We start from the raw sequence: 18,151 nt of genomic DNA on the forward strand, positions 1-18,151 counted from the left end.
ATTTTATTGATCCTGCTCGGCGTCTTGTGCGTCATCGGGGGCGACGTCCTGGACAACCCCGATGTCGTTGATCGTCACCGGGACAGGCGACACCTTTGCGCCATCGCTCAGATTTGACAGCCCGTCCACAATGACCTGATCGCCAACATCAACGCCTTCGGTCACGATCCATGCATTCTGATAGGTGCCAGATGTCGTGAGAGAGACTTCGTTGGCGACACCATCTTTGGCCAGAAACACGGTGAGGGTGCCATCTGCCTGTCGTTGGGAGGCGCGTTGCGGGACGAGGATCGCCTGACGCGAGCCGACATTGATGCCAACGCGCAAGAATTGACCGGGCAGGATCATGCGGGCCGGGTTTTCGAATTCAAAACGCATGTCGACGGATCCGGTGGAGGTAGAGACCACCAACCCCGGCGTGACCAACGAGCCTGTGTCCTCGTAGCTGCGTCCGTCTTCGAGTGTCAGCGCCGCATCCAGACGGTCGCCGGGTTGCAGCGTGCCGTTGTCGAATTGCGATCGCACGCGTGTGATGCGCGCGCTGCTTTCGGCCACATCGACATAAATCGGGTCCATCGTGGTAACCGTCGTCAGCGCGTCGGTCTGGTTGGCGGTAACGATCGCGCCGACGGACACGTTGCTTACCGCCACAATCCCGTCGATAGGGCTGCGGATCTCCACCCGTTCCAGGTCAAGCTGTGCGCTTTGCAGATCCGCCTTGGCCGCCGAAAGCGTGGCCTGTGCCTGTGCCAGCGAGGAGCGCGCAGTGTCCACATCCCCAGTTGTGACGCCCGTACCTTCAAGCCGCGCATACCGCGACACTGTGGCCTCGGCCGTTTGCACCGCGACTTCCGCCCCTCTGACCTGGGCCTCGGCAGCGGCCAGGGCCGTCTCATAGGTATTCGCCTCCAACCGGAACAACACGTCACCAACGGAAACCCTCGATCCGGGCGAATACGGAATTTCTTCGATCATTCCAGACACACGGGGGCGTATGTCGGTCTGAGCGCTGGCCACGGCGCGACCGGGCAGGGTGACAGAAAACGGAACATGCGCTTCGTCCAAGGTGACCACGCCCACCTCCTTTGGACCGCCTGCGCCGGGCATTGGTTGAGCGGCAGCGGAGCTTGCGCAAGCTAAAAGGATGGCGCAGAGGGCAGGGCGAAGGCGTGGCGACATGGATACTCTCGAGTAAAATGGTAGGTTTGCTATTAAGTAACGTAAAACACCCGGGATTCCGTCGCGCACTGGTGCACACGGGACGGTGTTCTGACGCACATTTCGCAATGCAGAGACCTATCATCCGAGTGTTTTGCAAGGGTAAAGCGCCATGGTCGCGCAGCAGTGATGGTTCTTTGCCCAAAGTGTTTGCGAAAAGGGCGCAGTATATGCCGCCACACGTCAGGCCGACGCAATCCCGAAGATCGTGGGTCAGTCGCCGAAGGCGTGGAGTGGAAACGGTCTGAATTCTCTCATGTTTCAACTATAGAGCTCTCCGGGATCACGCGCCTGGCCCACTTTCAGGACCGGTGCCAACGGGCGGCGACATCGGACTGGATACCTTTGGTCTCGGTATCGCGTTGTTCTCCAGTGTCCTGATTAATGGCGCTCTCCGGCTGAGTGAAGCTTTTGCCCAAAGCTCAAGACGATGCGAGGGAGATCGCAGTCTAGGTTATCGAAATATCTCCTTTGCACGTCAGAGGCGCATCAATCAGACAGGTGCCGCCGCCAACCAGCCGATACTGAGCGCGCCTCCCTCCGGATAGCTGCCATTGGCCTGTAACGGAGGGTTGAAGCAGCGTGGCTCGCTAACGATCCTCTGACCGGCAGAGCATTTCGGTACGAAATGTCACGAGAGGTTGGTTCGATCCGGACATGGCTTGGGTGCCGACGCCGATCAGTATGCGAGGCCAGCAGCCACAGTATAGAGATGCCGAGATCCAGACGTGTCTGAGCACTGCCCGGCAGGCGATTTGCATCGCAAATATCCCAAGATGGGAGATCACCGGGAGCAGCGTCGGCGATGCGCCATGTTACCTGAACGGCTCAGCCGGCCCCCCGCGTTGATGTCGTTATCGGCTCGGCCACCGCGGACGAAGCCGACCACCCGGGGCTTCGCACGTTCAGGGTTGAATTCATCCACGGGATCACGACCGGAACGCCCTTCACCCCGCAAATCCCGCGAAGAGAGGCGCACACGCAGTCATTCCGCCGCGCGAGAACGCGACGCTGTGGAAGCATCGACTACTCGTGGAATCGCGCGGAACGAGGCCCTGCGCGCGTCGAAACACCTCGACCGTGCCATTTGACCAAAGTGGAGCGGATGCCACCGCCGAAGCCGCGCCGAAACCTCTCGGGACATTTCGTTCGGAAATTCCCTTCCGGGGCGCATGGCGCACGACTTCGATCGGCAGGTCGCCGAACGCCAAGTCCGCGCCGCGCTGCTGAACGGCTGCACTGAGCTCGGAAGCCCAATCACAGAGTTCGTTGAATAAGTGCGTCTGGGGAAAGGGGCCAGGCGCTCGTCACGCCGTTTGCGCAGCACAGTTTCTAAACAACCGAACAAGGCGAACGGTGTTGTGCATCAGCCTGCGGTGCCGTGATGCGAACTGCCCGCGGTTATAACAAAGTTGTTCCTTGATGCGCGTCTGTTTCTGATCCTATCCGCGGGGCGATCCAGCGAGGTGCGGGGCGCATCATGGGAGGAATTCGGCCTTGAGGGTCGCGTCTGGAAGATTCCGGGCGCGCGGATGAAATCCAAGCGCCAACATCACGTTCCGCTCTGCTCGCAGGCCGTCGGAGCCATCGCCCGCCGCAAAACAAGCTGGTGCGATGGTCTTTAGCCACCGAGGAGATCGACTTTTAAGTGACATGGCGCTGACCAAGCTGTTGGGGGACCGAAAAACACAGAGCGAAGTACAGGGGGGCATCGTCGCAGCACATGGTTTCAATCTCGCATCAGCGATTGGGCCTTTGAAAACAACACGTCCGCGACCTTGCTGAGCGCGCATAGGCCCGCACCATCAAAAACGCGACGGAAGCCGCCTATCAAAGGACCGACCAGCTGGAGCGACGTTGCCCCATGATGCAAGAATGGGCGGATCACGTCGTGGCTGAGACGCAACTGTCAAAGTACTGATCTCGCTCGTTTCACAAGCGTTTCATCAGGCCCAGCTACAAACGTTTAACAAAGGCGCCACGTCTCCGATATCGGCCGATTAAGCTTCGGAGCATTATCTTATCCATCAACACACTTGATGTGATCAAAGACGATTTCATTGTGCATTTTGAAGCCGCGACGCCAGCGAAGCGGATCGCCGTCCAGATTTGTGCGGGCGGACACCGTGTCTGTCTAGTCACGGACGATTGCTTTTGCAGAGTGAGCGCTACCGGTTCTTGGCGATTTGGGCGCGAAATCCGACCTTCAACAGGGCCCAACACGCTGCAGCGCGCCCGGCTAATCCGCCTTTCGCCGCGCTTGCGAAGCAGGACGGCAGTTGAATGGCCGCTGCAGATGAAAGTGTCATGTTTCAGTTGAGACCAGACAGATCGAGTATCGGCTTCTGACCGCCAGGTTTCTCAATCCCCGCAAGAGCCTGCCGCCACTCTTGGGCGGGGAAGACCGTTGGGGTCGACGGCGGTGTTTCTATCAGCATCGGCCAGATATGGGAGAATGCGCTTTGCATGCCTTGGCCCGCCAAAACCGAGAAATGATCACGCATATGAAACCGATGGTATTTCGCCTTGATCCCTGCTCCGACCATCACCGGCTTGCCCGTCAAAAGGCCGTAGGCAATAAAATCCGTCTCTCCTCGCATCAATTCCAGAACGCTTCTCGCGACGTCGCCGCCGAGGGAGTCAAAGACAATGTCGGCCAGGGAGGAGGCCTTCGAAACGGCACGTAGATCGAATGTCGAGATCGGCTCGATACCCACCTGGTGCAACCTGTCTTTCCGACACTCTGAGCGATAGATTCCCAGCACGCGCTTGGCTCCGTGGCGGATCGCCCAGCGTCCCAAGTGTTCGGCACAGCTTGATCCCGCTCCACTGAGCAGCACCACCTTGTCACGGACGGGCCAGAGCTGAAGCATCGTGGCCGCGGCCAGAGGATTGATATATGCCCGTGCCGCAACAAGGTCGGGCACCGAGTCCGGAACCTCCACGGCATGATGGACGGGGCAATCGACATGGGTCTGCCAGGTGCCTTCCCCGCGCAGGGGCAGAACGCGGCGACCGACCATGTGAGACAGGCATTCCGGTGCTTCGACGACACGCCCGACGCCTTCGTAACCCGTCACGGCGGGCAGCGATATCCGGTGTGCATAAGCTCCCGTGATCGGTATCAGATCAGACGGGTTAACCGGCACATGTGATACCCTCACGCGAAATGAATCGTGAGCGCGAGGCGGCAAACCTCGAATGACCATTTCCAAGGACGACTGCGGCGAGCCGAAAGTTCTGTAGATGAATGAGACCCGTTTGGGTTGCTCGGCATTTTTCCACTGCATGGGGGTGCCTTAGCCTATAAAGGATTCATCGGCAAAAGCCTCGTTCCGGACCTTCGCTGCGCGGTGGGGGCAAGCGTCTGGCCGCCCCTCGCGCGGCGACGCTCTCGGCCTGGTGCATCTTGGATGCAACGCCGCAGTGCAACTTCAACGGACCAGCCATTCGTCCACCACGCAGCATTACCGCGTGTGGACGAACACAGATACATGCCGTCACCATCCTTCATGCTTGCGGAAAGGTTGCACAGCGGTACTCTCGCAGTTGAAGGCTGTTTTGTCGCGAGGGTATTTTATGTCGGATCTGATTGCAGTCGAGGGAACGGTCGAAGAAGCGGCCACACCACCCGCGCCAATCCTGAGCGCTGAATTCTCGCGCAAGATCACCTTCGCCTCGCACCAGAATGACGTGCCCGTCCTGCTTGAGTTGACCCTCGAGAACCCGACCGAGGTGCCGCTTGAGAACTTGTGCCTGTCTGTCTCGGCCGACCCGGTGATCTTTGGCGCTCGGGATTGGACCATCGACCGCCTGGATGCAGGGGCTAAATTGCGGATCACGGATCGGCGTCTGCCTTTGGCCGGGGGACTGCTGGACAAGCTTACGGACCGGCTTCGCGCCGATGTCCGGATTGTCCTTCGGCAGGGCGATGAAATTCTTGCAGAAACAACGGATTCTGTAGAGGCGCTGGCCCGCAACGAGTGGGGCGGGGCGCGGTATATGCCGGAGCTCCTCGCGGCTTTCGCAACGCCGAACGATGGATTCGTGCAGAAGGTCCTGAAGGATGCGTCGAGAATCCTGATCGAGGGCGGGCGCGTTGGTTCGATCAACGGCTACCAGTCGAAATCGACGCAGCGGTCATGGGAGCTGATGTCGGCCATCTGGGCGGCCGTCAGTGCGCAGGGCCTGACATATGCTGTGCCGCCCGCCAGCTTCGAGACAACCGGGCAGAAGGTCCGTCTACCCTCCGATATCCGCCACACCGGCCTGTCCACCTGCCTCGATACCGCGTTGCTCTTTGCAGCCGCCTTCGAGCAGGCGGGGCTGCACCCTGTCGTGGTGTTCACCAAGGGGCATGCCTTTGCCGGAGCCTGGCTGCAACCGGCGTGGTTTCCGACAATGACGGTCGATGATCCGCTGGTGGTTCGAAAGGCCAAGGACCTGCGCGAGCTTGTCCTGTTGGAGACGACGCTGGCCACGGCCGGACATCCGCTGCCGTTCACCAAGGCGATCAACGAGGCCAACCGGCAGATCGCCGAGGAGCACGACGCGGATTTTGTCTATGCGCTCGACATCCACCAAGCGCGCAAGCGGGGCATTCAGCCCCTGTCATCGCTGGCCGAGGTTGGGATAGGGGATGCCACCGCGCCGACCGCGGCACCGCCTCTCGACACACCACCCGAGGACCTGCCTGCGTTCGAGCAGGCCGACGACCTCGACCTGTCTGAGAAAACACCAGAGGAACGGCTGGCCACCTGGAAGCGCAGTCTGCTGGACCTGTCGCGCCGTAACCGCCTGCTGAATGTCAAACCTTCGTCCACGGCACTGCCGATCTTTTGCCCGGACCCGGGGCGGTTGGAAGACCTATTGGCCGGTGGTGCCCGCCTGCGACTTACCCCGCCGCCGGAAAAGGGTCCCAAGGGCAGCGACAGCGACCGTGCCCAATTCACCCTGCGCACCGGAGACGACTGGGCGCGCAACCACGCGCTGGATGCGCTGGAGCGCAAGGAAGTCATAGCCAATACGGATCCCAAGACATTGGAGAAGGCCGGGATCGACCTCTATCGCAAGGCGCGGGCAGACATCGAGGAAGGCGGCAGCAACACGCTGTTCCTGGCCCTCGGCATGCTGCGCTGGACGCCCACGGGCACCAGCAGCGACAGCCGTGCGCCGATGATCCTTGTCCCGGTTCGGCTGGAACGGGCCAGTGCCCGGTCGAAGCCGGTGCTGGTGCGGCATGACGATGACACGGTGTTCAACCTGACCCTGTTGCAGATGCTGAAGCAGGATTTCGGCATAGACATGCAGGATTTGGCGGGCGAACTGCCGCGTGATGACAGCGGGGTCGACGTGGCCCGGATATGGGACTTGGTGCGACATCGGGTGCGCAACGTTCCGGGGTTCGAAGTGACCGAGGACGTGATCCTCGGGACCTTCTCCTTTGCCAAGTACCTGATGTGGAAGGATCTCGCCGACCGTACCGAGCGCCTGAAGGAGGCGCCGCTGGTACGTCACCTGATCGACACGCCGCGCGCGCCTTTCGCCACGCCGTCCACCTTCATCGACCCGCGCGAGATCGACCGCCGGATCGCGCCGTCGGATGTTTTTGCGCCGCTCAATGCCGACAGCAGCCAGCTGGTTGCCGTACATGCCTCGGGGCAGGACGGAGATTTCGTGCTGGAAGGGCCGCCGGGCACGGGCAAGTCCGAGACCATCGGCAACATCATCGCGCACAACCTGGCACTGGGGAACCGGGTGCTGTTCGTTTCCGAAAAGATGGCCGCGCTGGACGTGGTCTATCGGCGGCTGAAAGAAGTGGGCCTTGGCGATTTCTGCCTCGAGTTGCATTCGAACAAGGCGAACAAGAAGGCCGTTCTGGATCAACTCGACAGCGCCTGGTCCAGTCATGACACGCTCGATCAAGCGGAGTGGGTCCGGGAGGCGGAGCGGCTCTCAGAGTTGCGCGATCGGTTGAACGGGTTGGTCGACGCGCTGCATTCGCCGGGACCGGCGGGGATCAGTGCGCGCGATGCCATGGGGCGCACCCTGCGCTACGGCGACTTGCACCGCGTCGCGCTCGATTGGCCGACACGGCAGGGGCCTGTCGGCTGCGCGCCCACACCGGAGGCTTTCGACGCCCTTTGCACGGCGGCCCGCAGGCTTGGCCAGAGGTTCAGCGAAACGGAACCCGAGGACTTCGAAAGCTTTGCAGGGATCGCGACGGAAGAGTGGAACTTTGCCTGGCAGTCGCAGGTCGTCGATGTCGCGCGTCGGTTGGGGCAGGCGACGCAGACATTGCTTGCCGCCCGAGATGCGCTGGCACAACAACTGTACCTGACCGGAACGGCGTCGCGAGAAGACGCCGCGGCGTTGGCTGATCTTTCCCTGTGTTTCCCGCAGTGCCTCGCGACCGACCTCGGATTTGCCCTGACGCCTGAGGGGCGGAGCGCGGTCCAAGGTCTCGCGGCACTGCTTCCCCTGCTCGAACGCTGGCAGAAGGCACGCAGCACCCTGCCGCAAAGCTATCGCGACGAGGCCATAGCCATGGCCCCGATCGCCGCTTGGATTGCGGAGCGGTCCGAAGCGCAAAGCCGCAGCTTCCTGACCCGGGGCGGGGCCCTGAAAAGACTTCGCGCGGCCATCACAAGCCAGATTGGACAGGGTGGCGAGAGCCCGGAGAGCGATCTGGAGAAGCTGGCGGAACTGGCATCGCTGCACCGGCAGATGGCGGACATTGCACGTGACTTGCCCGAAGGCACGCCTTGGAAGGGACTCGGCACCTCGGTTCAGACGCTGCAGGCTGCGATCACGGGCGGTGAAGCCTTGCGCGCCTCGATGTTGCGCCTTGGCGATGCCGGGCATGATATCGTGACCCTGCGCGCGGCGCTGCGGTTGCGCCTGTGTGAGGGGCGCGACCTGCTGGAACCGGGAGGTGCGACGGACCGTGCCGGTGCCGATCTGCGGGCTGGGCTGGACAGTTTCAGTGCCGCAGAGGCGGACTGGCATGGTTTGACCGTGCCCGCCGGGCAGACACCGGAACCGCAGCCGCTGGAAAAGGTCATTGCATCTACGGCGGCAGTCGCCGAGAGGGCGCGGCGGCTCAATGCCTGGTGCGGCTGGATCTCGGTCCGCCGCGATGCAGACGAAAAGGGGCTCGGGGCGCTCGCCCGCGCGTTGGAAACTGGCACGCTGGCGCATGAAGAGACGGTTGAGGTCTTTCGCACCGCCTATTGCCGCTGGGCCGCGCCCGAGTTGATCGACGCAAGCCCTCTCTTGCGCCGGTTTTCGGCAACGACCCACGCCGCCGACATCTCGGATTTTCGCAGGCTCGACGCGGCGTTTGCGGGGTTGACGGCTGCCTATGTGCGGGCGCGTTTGTCCGGCGAGATACCGGATCGCCAGACCACGGCGGATCCCGGGCTTGGCGTGCTGGCGCGGCAATTGCAGCGCGGTGCGCGGGCGGCGCCGGTACGCCAGCTGGTCAAGGAGATGGGAACCTCGCTCACCCGTTTGACGCCCTGCCTGATGATGAGTCCCCTGTCGGTGGCGCAGTTCCTGCCAGCAGAGTCAGAGCTCTTCGACCTGGTGGTCTTCGACGAGGCGAGTCAGATCACCGTGCCCGACGCGATCGGCGCCATCGCGCGCGGGCAGCGCAGCATTATCGTCGGCGACCCGAAACAGATGCCGCCCACCAATTTCTTTTCCCGTGATGCCGGGGATGATGACGGCGACGGCATGATCATGGCCGATCTCGAAAGCATCCTCGACGAAGCATTGGCCGCGCGCGTGCCGCTCCACCGCCTGACCGGGCATTATCGCAGCCGTCATGAAAGCCTGATCGCCTTCTCGAACCATGCTTATTACGACGGGCAGCTTGTCACTTACCCCTCGGCCGACACGCGGGACACGGCGGTGCGTCTAGAACGGGTCGACGGCGTATATGCCCGGGGCAAGGGGCGCAACAATCCGCAGGAAGCGCAGGCTGTCGTGGCCGAACTGGTTGCGCATCTGAAGGATCCTGCGCGGCGGCATCTGTCCATCGGTGTTGTCACCCTGAACACCGAACAGCAGCGTCTGGTGGAAAACCTGCTGGACGAGGCGCGGCGCTCCGATCCATCGCTGGAGGAGTTCTTTGGCCCAAACGTGTCCGAGCCGGTCTTCGTCAAGAACCTGGAGACGGTGCAGGGGGACCAGCGTGACGTCATCCTGATTTCCATCTGCTACGGCCCAACGGAACCGGGCGCTCAGACCATCTCGATAAACTTCGGTCCCCTGAACCAGAAGGGGGGCGAGCGGCGGCTGAACGTAGCGATCACCCGCGCCACAAGTGAGGTGGTCATTTTCTGCAGCTTCGATCCCGCGATGATCGACCTGACGCGCACGCAATCCGAGGCGGTGAGGGATCTCAAGCACTACCTCGAATTCGCGGCCCAAGGGCCGGCGGCGCTCGGTCGGGCGGTCCGGTCGCATGCTCACAGCGACTACGATTCCGATTTCGAGATGGCCGTGGCTGAACGCCTGCGGGCCAAGGGCTGGACGATCCGGACTCAGATCGGCGTGTCGAAATTCCGCATCGACCTCGGCGTGGTGCATCCCGACAAGCCCGGCGAATTCCTTGCCGGGATCGAATGCGACGGGGCGGCCTATCATTCTTCTGCCTCGGCCCGTGACCGGGATCGCGTGCGTCACATCATCCTCGAACGACTTGGGTGGCGGCTATTGCGGGTCTGGTCGACGGATTGGTTCATCGACCCGGATACGCGACTCGAGCAGCTGCATCACGATCTTGACGCCATGCTGGAAAAGGTTCGAGAAGCGGATCGGCTTGCCGAAGAGGCTGCGGTCCTCGCTGTCGAAGACCTCGAGAAAGCCGACCAGGCTGGTGAACAGACGGAGCCATCGGGGCACGAAGACGAAGCCGCAACCGATGATGCCGCGTTCTCGGCGTTGCCCGTGCCGCATCCCTTGCCTGTTGTGCCCGACCACCCTGCGGACGAACCGGATCGCCAATTGGCCGCGCGCATGGCGGTAGAGGACACCCAGAGCGCGCCGGAACTGGATCTCGTGGACACGGAACAGCCTGATCTCGACCTCGACGCTGATTCGTTTCACGCGCTGGGCTATGCCGAGACCTTGAAGCGGCTGGCCGCGCGATATGTCCAGGAAGAAGCTCCGATCACTTTCAAACGGTTGAGCGATCTGATCGCAAGGGACCACGGGTTCCAGAAGACCGGGAAACGGATTTCTTTAACCATCTGGCATGCCGTCGAGAGGGTTTCCGCGCGAACGCTTTCAACGGATGAGCATTTGATCTTCTGGCCAGAAACGATGGAACCGACCGACGTCCTGCCGTTCCGCGGCCTCGAAATTGCCGGACGTTTGCGGCACTGGAAAGAGGTTCCTTTGCCGGAGAAACTGGGCCTTATCCGCGAAACGCAGGACCAAGAGCCCGTCGATCTGGCGGAAGCTGTTGCGCATGTGCTTGGCTACGGGCGTGTCACACAATCCTTCCGGTCGGACATTGCCCAGCTTGCCGCACAACTGGGGCATGTGCAGGATAAGCCTGCTTTGGACGACTCCGCGCCGGACTGAAGCAGCCCCCGTGAAAAGAGCAAATTTTGTCGCGGCGGTTGTCGGAGGGACCATGACGGTTCCGGCTTGATCCCTGGATGCCGATTCCACGGTCGATACTGCCGAGATCAACTTGCGTATCGCCGGCGCAGAAAAAGTTGTGGCCCGTTGCGAAGACGGGGTTGTGCAGGCTGTGGCAGAATACCGTTTCGAAGTTCTGAACACGAAACGCGCCTTGCTGGAAAGTCGCCAGCTGGGCGCTGAGGCGGCCCTGTCTTGGAACTCGTGGTGAACGCCGATCGCGCTTCTCCTCGGCCTGTCTCAGTCTTTCATAGCGATCTGCGTTTGCTTCTGGTGCTCTTTGCGCGACGTGTGTGACGGGATCAAACGCCAAGCTGACTGCCGATCCCTATACGGGCCCAACTTGCTTGGACGCTTGGGTGGCTTGAACTTAGGCTCCACGCAGGTCCTTTAGAATGTGTTGCGAGACAAACCCATTCGAAGGGCAATCTCCCACAATGGCATTTTGCCACGCAATACCCAGCGTTGAACAACACTCAAACATCCCACGTAGACCACGTCAAATCCCGCGAACCAAAACCATCGGGGCTGTGGGGTCGCATGAGTCAATTCTCAGTGACAATTTATCAGGCTACGGGGACAGGTCTCAGAGACAATCAACAGCTACGCGCAAGCGGGAATTCTGAAAACTGAAATGTCGGCTCAATGTTGCGCCAGCTTCTTCGCAACCTTGATCAGGCGGCGAAATCAAGCCTGTAGGGCAGTAATGGCGGAGAGACAGGGATTCGAACCCTGGGACCCCGTGAAGGGTCAACGGTTTTCGAGACCGCCCCGTTCGACCACTCCGGCACCTCTCCGCGGTCTGGGTAGGGGGCGTTTAGACAATACGGTTCGCGGGCGCAACCGTGATTTTGACAGTTTTTCGCCAATGTTCACGACTGGCGCCGCTGTGAACTTGTTGCCGCCTCCGCAGCAAGCTACCTCTGGTGCGAAGCAAACCGACAGAGGATCTCATGGCATCATTGACCCCCATCGCCTGCGTGCTGCGCCGCCTCGTGGTGATAGGCCTGCTTTTTATGACCTGCCTCGGACCTGCGCGGGCTGAGCCGGTAGATGATCTTTTGGACGCGCTTCAGATCGACGCGATGCTTGGTATCATGCGTGAAGAGGGGATCGCTTACGGTCGCGACCTTGGAAATGACATGTTCATGGATGGCTCGAACCCACGCTGGCAAGAGCTTCTGGCCGAGATCTATGATCCCGACAAGATGCAGATCATCATGCGCCGCTATTTCGATGACATGCTCGATCAGGCAGACATGAAGCCTCTCGTTGCCTTCTTCGACTCGGAAACCGGGGCGGAGATCGTAGAGCTCGAGCTGAGCGCACGGCGCGCCATGATCGATGATGGGGTCGAAGAGGCGGCGCGGAGTGCCTACCAATCCGCGGATACTGAAAGCGCTCGACTGCAGCAGATCACGCAGTTCATCGAAACCAATGACCTTCTGGAGGCTAATGTGGCAGGCGCGCTCAATGCCTCCTTCAAGTTTTACAGCGGTCTCGTGGACGGTGGCGGCCTTGAAATGAGTGAAGGCGAAATTCTCTCGGATGTTTGGGCGCAAGAGGCGGAGACCCGCGCTGACACGCGCGAATGGTTGTATGGCTTCCTGATGCTGGCGTATGAACCGCTGTCCGACGATACGCTCGACGAGTACATCGAGATATCCGGCACGCCGGAAGGTCGGGTTTTGAACCGCGCGCTCTTTGCCGGGTTCAACGCGATGTACGATGAGATCAGCTATGCCCTGGGGTTGGCAGCGGCGCGTCAGATGCAGTCGCAGGAGCTATAAAACCCAGCCTGCATGCTGCGTGTGCAGGCTTGACAGGGCAGGGAGGCTGGCGTAACAGCAGCCTACCATTGGACGGGGCTCAGGCCCCGCCTTTTGTTTTTTACACCCGCCCCATGTGGGCAACTCACATCACGTCTTGAGAAGACGCGCCGTTCGAGGCAGGGACATCCGTCCCGCTCAACACCTGACACATCCGGATCAACCGGGGCATTCAGGGGCCACAGAACGCGGCAAAGAAAAGGATACGCGTATGTTCGCGGTGATGAAAACCGGCGGCAAGCAGTACAAAGTTCAGGCAGGGGATATCCTCCGCGTGGAGAAGCTTGCGGCTGATGCGGGCGAAACCGTCCAGTTCAACGAAATCCTCATGATCGGTGGCGATTCTGTGACCGTTGGTGCGCCCCTCGTGGCTGGCGCCGGTGTTCAGGCAGAAGTCGTTGACCAGATCAAAGGCGAAAAAGTCATTCACTTCGTCAAGCGTCGCCGTAAGCACAGCTCGCAGCGTACCAAAGGTCACCGTCAAAAACTGACCCTCGTCAAGATCACAGAGATCCTGGCCGAAGGCGCTGACAAATCCGGCGTAAAGGCCGCTGCTGGCGCAGGTTCTGTCCCGAAAGCGTCTTCGCGTTCCGCAGCGCCTGCCGCCGCAGGCGACGATCTGACGAAGATTACCGGTGTCGGCCCTGCCGCTGCCAAGAAACTGAACGAAGCCGGCATCAACACCTACGCCGACCTCGCTGCTGTGAACCCCGACACGTTCGAGGCCACAAAGGTGAAGGCGGAGTGGGTCGAGCAGGCAAAAGAGCTGGCGTAAGCCGCTGTTATAAGGAGAGAGACACATGGCACATAAAAAGGCAGGCGGTTCCTCCCGCAACGGTCGCGACTCCGCTGGACGCCGTCTTGGCGTCAAGCTGTACGGCGGTCAGGCAGCCATTCCCGGCAACATCATCGTCCGCCAGCGCGGCACGAAGTTTTGGCCGGGCGAGGGCGTTGGCATGGGCAAGGATCACACGATCTTCGCCACTGTTCAGGGCGCAGTGACCTTCAACAAAGGTTTGAAGGGTCGCACGTTTATTTCGGTGATGCCAAAGGCCGAGGCTGCGGAGTAAGCCGTTCTTCACGTCTGAAGACATACAGACAGGGGATCGGCCAGCCGGCCGGTCCCCTTTGCCGTTGGTGGCCGATGGGGAGTGCGGCCACAGATCGGACGGAAACGTTCGTCACCCAATCCCTTCGATGCGAGGGGCGCACGGAGGAGAGTGCAGATGGGCCTTGATACAACAATGACGCAGCCAACGGTGGAAACCGAACGGTTCGACCTGCGCCCTGTACGCCGCGCCGATATGGGGCTGTGGGAAATGTACGCGTCCGATGCTCGCGTTGCGACCATGACGCCAACGATACCGCACCCGCTTCCACCCGGCACGGCAGAAAACTTTGTCACGCTGGCGATGTCTACAGACCGCGAAATAGATTTCTGGACCATGGACGGCACGAAGTCCGGCAATTCAGAGTTCATGGGTGTGATCAAGCTGCTCCGGATGGACCGGAACCAGTCCGAAGTGCGCTATTGGGTGGCTCCGCCATTCTGGAACACCGGTTTGGCGTCGGAGGCGGTGCGTGCTCTGGTGGACGCGAATCCGATGTCCAACGAAACCATGTTCGCCTCGGTGTTTCAGGACAACCCGGCCTCCGCCAAGGTTCTTGTGAACTGCGGCTTCGAATACATAGGCGATGCAGAGAGCTTCTCGATCGCGCGCAATGCCACGGTCCCGACCTGGACCTATCTCAACAAGCTGACCTGATCCGCGCTTTGGGTCGGGCACCAATCATTCGCGGACTTCGACCGGCAGGCACAGCGCGGTGTCCTTTCTGATAGCGGTCTGCTGACGTAGGCGGGGATAGTGTCCCCGACCAACGCAGCGGGCCGCTTGTGACGCCGCTCAAACCGGTCTAAACCCCGCTCAAACCTGTCCGAAAGCCCTGATGCCATGAAATTCCTCGATCTCTCCAAGGTTCACATTCGCTCCGGCTCTGGCGGAAATGGGTCCATTTCATTCCGCCGCGAGAAGTTCATTGAATATGGTGGCCCGGACGGTGGCGATGGCGGCAAAGGTGGCTCTGTCTGGGCCGAGGCTGTTGACGGGCTGAACACGCTGATCGACTTCCGTTATCAACAGCACTGGTTTGCACAAAACGGGCAGGGCGGCATGGGCCAGGTCCGCACTGGCAAAACCGGCGAAGATATCGTTCTGAAAGTGCCGGTCGGCACGGAGATCCTCGAAGAGGACGAAGAAACCGTCGTTGCGGATCTGTCAAAGCTGGGCGACCGGGTTCTGTTGGCCAAGGGCGGCAACGGCGGCTGGGGCAACCTGCACTTCAAGACCTCGACGAACCAAGCACCGCGTCGTGCCAATCCCGGTCAGGAGGGGATCGAGCGCACGCTTTGGCTGCGGCTGAAACTGATCGCCGACGTTGGTCTTGTGGGGCTGCCGAACGCGGGCAAGTCGACCTTCCTCGCGGCGACCTCGAACGCGCGGCCCAAGATTGCTGATTATCCGTTTACGACGCTCCACCCCAATCTGGGTGTGGTGAAGGTGGACAACACTGAATTTGTCGTGGCCGACATTCCCGGCCTGATCGAAGGTGCCCACGAAGGACGCGGCTTGGGTGATATCTTTCTGGGGCACGTGGAACGCAGCGCCGTTCTGCTGCATCTGATTGACGGCACATCTGGCACGTTGATCGAGGACTGGCAGACGATATGCGACGAACTCGACGCCTATGGCGAAGGTCTGGCAGACAAGCCGCGTGTAACGGTTCTGAACAAGATCGACGCGCTGGACGATGAAGAACGCGCTTTCCTGAAAGACGAACTTGAGGACGCCGGTGCGGAGAACGTCATGCTTATGTCTGGCGTCACCAAAGACGGCGTGACCGAGGTGCTCCGCGCCTTGCGGCCTCACGTCGAAGCGCGCCGCGAGGCTGACAAGCCAGTCGATCCGGAGGCCGAGGCGGAGGGAGACGCGCCTTGGACGCCCTGACCGGCGCGCAGCGCGTTGTCATCAAGATTGGGTCCGCGCTGCTGGTAGATCGCACCACTGGTGATCTCAGAGCGGATTGGCTTGCCGCCATAGCCCAAGACATTTCCGTGCAAAAGCAGGCGGGCAAGGATGTCATTCTTGTCTCCTCCGGCTCCATCGCATTGGGCCGCGGGCTGCTTGGGCTTCCCGCCACGTCCCTTCCGCTCGAACAGTCGCAGGCCGCAGCGGCGGTGGGCCAAATTCGCCTTGCGCAAGCGTGGTCAGAGGCGCTCGCGCAGCATGGGTTGACCACCGCGCAGGTGCTGGTGACGCTCGAAGACAGTGCCGACCGCCGGCGTTATCTGAACACGCGCGCAACCATGGCGACGCTCTTGTCCTATGGCGCAGTGCCCATCGTGAACGAGAACGATACGGTCGCCACGGACGAAATTCGCTATGGTGACAATGATCGCCTTGCCGCGCAGATCGCGGTGACCACGGGCGCTGATCTGCTGATCCTGCTTTCTGATGTGGACGGTCTGTACACGGGCAATCCCAACAGCGATCCCGATGCGTTACATTTGCCGCAGATCGACGAGATTACACCCCAGATCGAAGCCATGGCAGGGGATGCGGGGTCGGGCCTGTCCAAAGGGGGCATGAAGACAAAGGTGATGGCGGCCCAGACGGCCACCGCTTCCGGCTGTACCATGATCATCATGCACGGGGCTGAGAACCATCCGCTGACGCGTCTGGCCACCGGTGCGCGACACACGACCTTCACCGCCAAGCTTGATCCACACATGGCGCGCAAGCGCTGGATCGCAGCAATGAAACCACAGGGCGTCCTGCACGTCGATGCCGGTGCCACCGTGGCGTTGAAGAACGGCAAAAGCCTGTTGCCAGCGGGTTTGGCGCTGATTGAAGGCGACTTTGGCCGTGGCGACCCGGTGACGCTGCGGGCGCATGACGGCAGCACCTTGGGGCAGGGCCTTGCGCGGTATACCTCCGACGAAGCGCGCCAGATTGCCGGGCATCGCAGTCATGAAATCGAGGCTTTGCTGGGCTATCCTGGCCGCGCCGTCTTGATTCATCGTGATGACATGGCGCTGTGACGCATCTTTGCGCCCCGGCTCTTTATTGTTAAAATACACAATCCAATTCAAACGAAGGCCAGACCCATGCTGGATCACTCCGACATCCCCGCCTTGATGCAAGACATCGGTCGCCGCGCACGCGCGGCCTCAGCGGAGCTGGCCTACGCTCCAGCGGATGCAAAACGGCAAGCGCTCGAAGCGGCCGCGAAGCACCTTTGGGACAATCGCGATGCTGTCATCGAGGCAAACGCAAAGGACCTTGCCTTTGGTGAGGAAAAGGGTCTGAGCCCGGCAATGATGGATCGGTTGAAACTGACCGAAGACCGCATCGCCGGCATGCGGGACAGCCTGACAGCTGTTGCTGCGCAGACTGATCCCGTGGGCGAAATCATCACGGAATGGGACCGCCCCTCCGGTCTGCACATCAAACGCGTGCGCACACCGCTTGGCGTGATCGGCGTGATCTACGAGTCCCGGCCCAATGTGACCGCCGATGCGGGGGCTCTGTGCCTGAAGGCCGGGAATGCGGTGATCCTGCGCGGCGGTTCCGAGTCGCTGCACAGCTCGCAGGCGATCCACGCCAGCCTCGTGCATGGTCTGTCCATCGCCGGTTTGCCTGAGGACGCCATTCAGATGGTGCCGACGCGCGACCGCGCCGCCGTGTCCGAGATGCTGAGCATGGTCGACTATATCGACGTGATCGTGCCGCGTGGGGGCAAAGGGCTGGTTGGCCTCGTTCAGCGCGAAGCCCGCGTGCCCGTGTTTGCTCACCTCGAAGGCATCGTGCACATCTACGTCGACGTAGACGCCGATCCGGTAAAGGCACTCGCTATCGTCATGAACGCCAAGACACGTCGCACGGGGATTTGCGGCGCGGCCGAGTGCCTGCTGATCCATCGCGACGTGGTGGACACGATCGGCCAGGGACTGGTGAAGGCTCTGATCGACGCAGGCGTGGCCGTAAATGCCGACGAGACGCTGCAAAGCATCGAAGGCACCACGCCGGCGACGCAGGACGATTGGGGGAAAGAATACCTCGACATGATGATCGCGGCAAAGGTGGTCGACGACGTAGACGGTGCCATCGCGCACATTCGCCAGTACGGCTCGCAACACACTGATTGCATCATCACAGAGGACGACGAAGCAGCCGCGCGCTTCTTCCAGCGTCTTGATTCCGCGATTTTGATGCGCAATGCCTCGACGCAATTTGCGGATGGCGGCGAATTCGGTATGGGAGCGGAGATTGGCATCGCCACGGGCAAGATGCACGCACGCGGCCCGGTGGGCGTTGAACAGCTGACGAGCTTTAAATATCTGGTAGACGGCGACGGAACGATCCGGAACTGAGCATCAAACGGGCAGGGGA

At 61.2% G+C, this 18,151-nt stretch carries 10 protein-coding genes, 1 tRNA gene and 1 pseudogene; 9 read left to right on the plus strand and 3 right to left on the minus strand.

Translation table 11 applies throughout. The features are described from left to right. Nucleotides 1-3: 3 nt before the first annotated feature. Nucleotides 4-1,074: an efflux RND transporter periplasmic adaptor subunit gene (locus tag GGQ68_RS18920; RefSeq protein ID WP_343055998.1), complete on the minus strand. Its 1,071-nt coding sequence runs from the start codon at nucleotides 1,072-1,074 to the stop codon at nucleotides 4-6. A gap of 786 nt (nucleotides 1,075-1,860) precedes the next feature. On the opposite strand from GGQ68_RS18920, the pseudogene GGQ68_RS24920 reads away from it, so the two are divergent. Beyond that, nucleotides 1,861-2,495: pseudogene (locus GGQ68_RS24920) on the plus strand (transposase); the annotation flags it as partial. A 1,035-nt stretch (nucleotides 2,496-3,530) separates the two neighbouring features. Here GGQ68_RS24920 and GGQ68_RS18935 read toward each other — a convergent pair. Continuing rightward, nucleotides 3,531-4,508 carry an alcohol dehydrogenase catalytic domain-containing protein gene (locus GGQ68_RS18935; protein ID WP_246429447.1) on the minus strand — a complete coding sequence of 326 codons (978 nt, stop codon included), beginning with the start codon at nucleotides 4,506-4,508 and terminating at the stop codon, nucleotides 3,531-3,533. A 289-nt stretch (nucleotides 4,509-4,797) separates the two neighbouring features. Here GGQ68_RS18935 and GGQ68_RS18940 point away from each other — a divergent pair, with 289 nt between their 5' ends. Next, nucleotides 4,798-10,812 (plus strand): DUF3320 domain-containing protein, encoded by a 6,015-nt coding sequence (locus GGQ68_RS18940; RefSeq protein WP_183968782.1) that lies wholly within the window; start codon nucleotides 4,798-4,800, stop codon nucleotides 10,810-10,812. Nucleotides 10,813-11,579: 767 nt separating this feature from the next. Here GGQ68_RS18940 and GGQ68_RS18945 read toward each other — a convergent pair. Next, a tRNA-Ser gene (locus GGQ68_RS18945) sits at nucleotides 11,580-11,669 on the minus strand. A 156-nt stretch (nucleotides 11,670-11,825) separates the two neighbouring features. On the opposite strand from GGQ68_RS18945, the gene GGQ68_RS18950 reads away from it, so the two are divergent. The 7 genes from GGQ68_RS18950 to GGQ68_RS18980 all read left to right on the plus strand — a co-directional run bounded on the left by GGQ68_RS18950 (nucleotide 11,826) and on the right by GGQ68_RS18980 (nucleotide 18,132). Then, on the plus strand, nucleotides 11,826-12,662 hold the full coding sequence (locus tag GGQ68_RS18950) for a DUF2059 domain-containing protein (RefSeq protein WP_246429448.1): 837 nt from the start codon (nucleotides 11,826-11,828) through the stop codon (nucleotides 12,660-12,662). A 250-nt stretch (nucleotides 12,663-12,912) separates the two neighbouring features. Continuing rightward, entirely contained in the window at nucleotides 12,913-13,476 is a 564-nt protein-coding gene (locus GGQ68_RS18955) for a 50S ribosomal protein L21 (protein WP_183968783.1), read from the plus strand. 25 nt (nucleotides 13,477-13,501) lie between these two features. Next, nucleotides 13,502-13,771 (plus strand): 50S ribosomal protein L27, encoded by a 270-nt coding sequence (rpmA, locus tag GGQ68_RS18960; RefSeq protein ID WP_183968784.1) that lies wholly within the window; start codon nucleotides 13,502-13,504, stop codon nucleotides 13,769-13,771. A gap of 156 nt (nucleotides 13,772-13,927) precedes the next feature. Then, nucleotides 13,928-14,467 (plus strand): GNAT family N-acetyltransferase, encoded by a 540-nt coding sequence (locus GGQ68_RS18965; RefSeq protein WP_183968785.1) that lies wholly within the window; start codon nucleotides 13,928-13,930, stop codon nucleotides 14,465-14,467. A 186-nt stretch (nucleotides 14,468-14,653) separates the two neighbouring features. Then, nucleotides 14,654-15,706: a GTPase ObgE gene (gene obgE, locus GGQ68_RS18970; RefSeq protein WP_183968787.1), complete on the plus strand. Its 1,053-nt coding sequence runs from the start codon at nucleotides 14,654-14,656 to the stop codon at nucleotides 15,704-15,706. Then, the gene (proB, locus tag GGQ68_RS18975; RefSeq protein WP_183968789.1) at nucleotides 15,694-16,800 is read left to right on the plus strand and encodes a glutamate 5-kinase; all 1,107 of its coding nucleotides are present in this window, start codon (nucleotides 15,694-15,696) and stop codon (nucleotides 16,798-16,800) included. Before obgE ends, proB begins: the two co-directional genes overlap by 13 nt. Before the next feature lie 66 nt (nucleotides 16,801-16,866). Then, entirely contained in the window at nucleotides 16,867-18,132 is a 1,266-nt protein-coding gene (locus GGQ68_RS18980) for a glutamate-5-semialdehyde dehydrogenase (protein ID WP_183968791.1), read from the plus strand. Nucleotides 18,133-18,151: the final 19 nt, after the last annotated feature.

Source organism: Sagittula marina, assembly GCF_014196795.1.
In the GTDB taxonomy this organism is placed as follows: domain Bacteria; phylum Pseudomonadota; class Alphaproteobacteria; order Rhodobacterales; family Rhodobacteraceae; genus Sagittula; species Sagittula marina.

Bases quoted from the DNA above. Each gene is read 5' to 3' on its own strand.
- GGQ68_RS18935 (WP_246429447.1), bottom strand. From the start codon at position 4,508: ATGCAGTGGAAAAATGCCGAGCAACCCAAACGGGTCTCATTCATCTAC.
- GGQ68_RS18940 (WP_183968782.1), top strand. From the start codon at position 4,798: ATGTCGGATCTGATTGCAGTCGAGGGAACGGTCGAAGAAGCGGCCACA.
- GGQ68_RS18950 (WP_246429448.1), top strand. From the start codon at position 11,826: ATGGCATCATTGACCCCCATCGCCTGCGTGCTGCGCCGCCTCGTGGTG.
- GGQ68_RS18955 (WP_183968783.1), top strand. From the start codon at position 12,913: ATGTTCGCGGTGATGAAAACCGGCGGCAAGCAGTACAAAGTTCAGGCA.
- rpmA (WP_183968784.1), top strand. From the start codon at position 13,502: ATGGCACATAAAAAGGCAGGCGGTTCCTCCCGCAACGGTCGCGACTCC.
- GGQ68_RS18965 (WP_183968785.1), top strand. From the start codon at position 13,928: ATGGGCCTTGATACAACAATGACGCAGCCAACGGTGGAAACCGAACGG.
- obgE (WP_183968787.1), top strand. From the start codon at position 14,654: ATGAAATTCCTCGATCTCTCCAAGGTTCACATTCGCTCCGGCTCTGGC.
- GGQ68_RS18980 (WP_183968791.1), top strand. From the start codon at position 16,867: ATGCTGGATCACTCCGACATCCCCGCCTTGATGCAAGACATCGGTCGC.